Origin of the sequence: Cohnella sp. GbtcB17 (genome assembly GCF_019091135.1) — a bacterium.
Taxonomy (GTDB): domain Bacteria; phylum Bacillota; class Bacilli; order Paenibacillales; family Paenibacillaceae; genus Cohnella.
In genome coordinates this window covers 1-4,099 of the sequence record NZ_JAGXJW010000127.1, presented here as the reverse complement: position 1 = coordinate 4,099, position 4,099 = coordinate 1, and the positions used below count along the sequence as shown (strand labels likewise).

Annotated in this window: 3 protein-coding genes; all 3 read left to right on the top strand. The window is 63.6% G+C overall.

The genetic code is table 11. The annotated features are described in order from the left end of the window. On the top strand, nt 1-1,043 hold a 1,043-nt coding region (locus tag KVT38_RS33155), incomplete at its 5' end, for a CobW family GTP-binding protein (RefSeq protein ID WP_217598011.1). Between the two features lie 113 nt (nt 1,044-1,156). After that, nucleotides 1,157-2,062: a LysR family transcriptional regulator gene (locus KVT38_RS33150; protein ID WP_217598010.1), complete on the top strand. Its 906-nt coding sequence runs from the start codon at nt 1,157-1,159 to the stop codon at nt 2,060-2,062. A gap of 167 nt (nt 2,063-2,229) precedes the next feature. Then, the coding region (metE, locus tag KVT38_RS33145; protein WP_217598009.1) for a 5-methyltetrahydropteroyltriglutamate--homocysteine S-methyltransferase at nt 2,230-4,099 on the top strand (1,870 nt) is incomplete at its 3' end.

Sequence of the window (4,099 nt, the reverse complement as noted above, 5' to 3'; positions counted from 1 at the left end):
TAGGCGTATCCCGAACGGTTGAGACACTCATCGAGATGACGCACGTCTGCATCTGCTGCAAGCTGCGCGTGGACCTGCTGCCGGAGGTGGAGCGTCTGGCGCGGCTTGACAGGTTCGACTACATTTTGATCGAGTCGCCCGGCATCGGTGAGCCTTTGCCTGTCGCTCAGACGTTCAGCTACATAGACGAAGAGCTCGGCATCGATCTGACGAAGCTGTGCCGTCTGGATACGATGGTCACGGTCGTGGACGCGAACCGCTTCTGGCACGACTACTCCTCCGGCGAGACGCCGCTCGGGCGCAGCCAGGCCGCCGGCGACGCCGGCATCAGGGAAGTGTCCGACCTGCTGGTCGACCAGATCGAATTTTGCGACGTGCTGCTGCTGAACAAATGCGACATGCTGGACGCGGACAGCCTGGACGCGCTCGAGCGGGTGCTGCGGGCGCTGCAGCCGACGGCGCGGTTCATTCGCACGACGAACGGCAAGGTCGATCCGGCCGCGATTCTGAATACCGGATCGTTCGATTTCGAGCGCGCCAGCGCGTCGGCGGGCTGGATCCGGGAGCTGGAGAAGCCGCATCATACGCCGGAGACGGAAGAATACGGCATCTCGTCGTTCGTCTACGAACGCAGGCTTCCTTTTCATCCCGCCCGGCTGATGGCATGGATGTCCGAGTGGCCGGCGGAGATCGTTCGGGCAAAAGGAACGCTCTGGCTGCCGACCCGCCACGCCGTCGCGCAGTCGTTCAGCCAGGCCGGGCCGTCCATTCAGATGGGGCCCGCGGGCTGGTGGATCGCCGCGCTGCCGGACGGAGAGCGCGAGCAGCTGCTCCGCGAGGAGCCGGAGCTGGCGCAAGGCTGGCATGCCGACTACGGCGACCGCGTCAACCGGCTGGTGCTGATCGGTATCGACATGGATCGCCGGTCGATCGAGGACGAGCTGGACGGCTGCCTGCTGACGGACGAGGAGCTGGCGGCGGATTGGCGGTTTCTCGCCGATCCGTTCCCCCAAGCGCCGGGAGAGCTGGCCGCGCATAGTTGACGCAGCCGAGGGGGCCGGCGCCAAACGCGAGGCGGCTGACCGGGTGTTCAAGTCATGGTATCATTAAGGTCAAACCCGCCCGGACAGGACAGGACAGGAAGGAAATCGATGCCATGACGCTTCAGCAATTGCGCTATATTATCGAGGTCGCGAACCGCGGCTCGATGAACGAAGCCGCCAAGCGCCTTTTTATATCGCAGCCCAGCCTTTCCAACGCGATCAAGGACCTGGAGGAAGAGCTTCGGATTACCATTTTCGAACGCACGAACAAAGGAATCTCGCTCTCCAAAGCCGGCGCGGAGTTTCTCGGCTACGCGCGGCAGGTGATCGAGCAGGCCGAGCTGCTCGAGAACCGATACCTCGGCGCCAAGCCCGCGCCGCAGCATTTTTCCGTGTCGACGCAGCACTACGCGTTCGCGGTAAACGCGTTCGTCCAGCTCGTCCGCGAGCACGGGCAGGACGAGTACGAGCTCGCGCTCCGGGAGACGAAGACGCACGAGATCATCCAGGACGTCAAAAGCCAGCGCAGCGAGATCGGCATCTTGTACATCAACGATTTTAACGCCAAGGTCATCAAGCGGCTGCTGCGCGACGCGAACCTGAAGTTTACGAGCCTGTTTACCGCCAAGGCGCATATTTTCGTCAGCGTGAACAATCCGCTTGCGAAGCACAAGGTCGTGACGATCGACCAGCTCGACGATTATCCGTACCTGCACTTCGAGCAGGGCGAGTACAATTCGTTCCATTTTGCCGAGGAAATTCTGAGCACGCTGTCGCACAAAAAAAGCATCAAAGTAAACGACCGGGCCACGCTCTTCAACCTGCTCATCGGCCTGAACGGGTACACGATCTCGACCGGCGTGCTGAGCGCGGATCTGAACGGCAACGAGATCATCCCGGTGCCGCTTGCGAGCGAAGAGACGATCCATGTCGGCTGGATCAGTCATCAGAACGCCGCGCTCTCGAAGCTCGCCGTCGCCTACGTCGAAGCGCTGGAGCAAGCGACCGCGATCGAATGAGCCCGCACTAGCCGCCGATATAGCCGCAGGCTATAGCCGGCAATAGTATTTTGAAGTTACGCTATACCTGGAAGCCTGTGCTATCTTTCAATTAGCAGTCAAAGCGGCCGCCGATCGAATCGGCGAGAGTGGCTTTGCTCCATATTGGAAGGCAGAGGAGAAGGCATATGAAGAGCGGCAATCTGGGGTATCCCCGCATCGGGCAAGACCGCGAATGGAAAAAGGCGCTGGAGGCGTACTGGGCCGGCAAGCTGGACGAAACGACGCTGAACGCGACGCTGAAAGAGATCCGTCTGGAAAACCTGAGGAAGCAGCGGGACGCAGGCATCGACGTCATTCCCGTCGGCGACTTTACTTATTACGACCACATTCTGGACACGTCGGCGATGTTCGGCATCGTGCCTGAGCGCTTCGGTTACACCGGCGGCGAGGTCGACCTGGCGACCTACTACGCGATTGCGCGAGGCAACCGGGATTCGGCAGCGAGCGAGATGACCAAGTGGTTCAACACGAACTACCACTACATCGTGCCCGAGCTTGGCACGGGCGCGAAGCCGCAGCTGACCGTCAACCGCCCGCTCGAAGCGTACCGCGAAGCCAAGGCGGAGCTCGGGATCGAAGGCAGGCCGGTCCTCGTCGGACCGTATACGTATCTGAAGCTGTCCAAAGGCTATGCCGCGGAGGAGCTGGACGGCTGGATCGATCGTCTCCTGCCGCTGTATGCGCAGGTGCTGCGCGAGCTCGAAGCCGAGGGCGTCCAATGGGTGCAGGTGGACGAGCCGATTCTGGCGACGAGCTTGACCGAGGACGACCTGTCCCGCGTGCGGCGCATCTATGAGACGTTGACGAGCGAAGCGCCCGGCGTCCGGATCATGCTGCAAACGTACTTCGAATCGGTCGACGAGTACGGCTTCGTCGTCTCGCTGCCGGTTCACGGCATCGGGCTCGACTTCGTACACGACGGAGGCCGCAATCTCGCGGCGGTCCGCGAGCAAGGCTTCCCGGCCGACAAGACGCTCGGCGCCGGCCTGATCGACGGCCGCGGCATCTGGAAGGCCGACCTGCGCGGCAAATGGGCGACGGTCGCCGCACTCCGCGGAGCTGTCTCGGCCGACCGTATACTCGTGCAGCCGTCGTCGAGCCTGCTGCACGTGCCGGTCAGCGCGGCGCGCGAGACGGCGCTGCCGGCCGACCTGCAAGGCGCGCTCGCCTTCGCCGACGAGAAGCTCGCGGAGCTCGTGCTGCTCGCGAAGGCAGGACGCCAAGGCGTCGAGGCGATCGCCGCCGAGCTGGAGGCCGCCGAACGCAGCCGCGACGCGCTGCAGCGCTCCCCCGCGCGCACGAACGAGCGCGTCAGGGCGCGCATGGCCTCGCTCGCGTCGGAGCCGGCGGCGCGTGCCAGCGTCTTCGAAGCCCGCCGCGCGGTCCAGGACGCCAAGTGGCAGCTGCCGCCGCTGCCGACGACGACGATCGGCAGCTTCCCGCAGACGCCCGAGGTGCGCGGCGCGCGGCAGAAGTGGCGCAAGGGCGAGTGGTCGCCCGCGCAGTACGAATCGTTCATTCAAGCGCAGATCCGCGAATGGATCGACATCCAGAACGAGATCGGGCTCGACGTGCTTGTTCACGGCGAATTCGAACGCACCGACATGGTCGAGTTTTTCGGCGAGAAGCTGGCAGGGTTCGCCTTCACGGCGAAGGGCTGGGTCCAGTCCTACGGCTCGCGCTGCGTGAAGCCGCCCGTGATCTACGGCGATGTCGAATTGCCCGAGCCAATGACCGTCGCCGAGACCGTCTACGCGCAGTCGCTCACGTCGAAGCCCGTGAAGGGGATGCTGACCGGTCCGATCACGATTCTCAACTGGTCGTTCGTGCGCGACGACAAGACGCGCGAAGAGGTCGCTTACCAGATTGCGCTTGCGCTCCGGGATGAGGTCGAAGCGCTCGAGGCCGCAGGCATCGGCATGATCCAGGTCGACGAGCCGGCGCTGCGCGAAGGCTTGCCGCTGAAGCGCGAGCAATGGGCGCATTACCTGGACT

Bases quoted from the DNA above. Each gene is read 5' to 3' on its own strand.
- KVT38_RS33150 (WP_217598010.1), top strand. From the start codon at position 1,157: ATGACGCTTCAGCAATTGCGCTATATTATCGAGGTCGCGAACCGCGGC.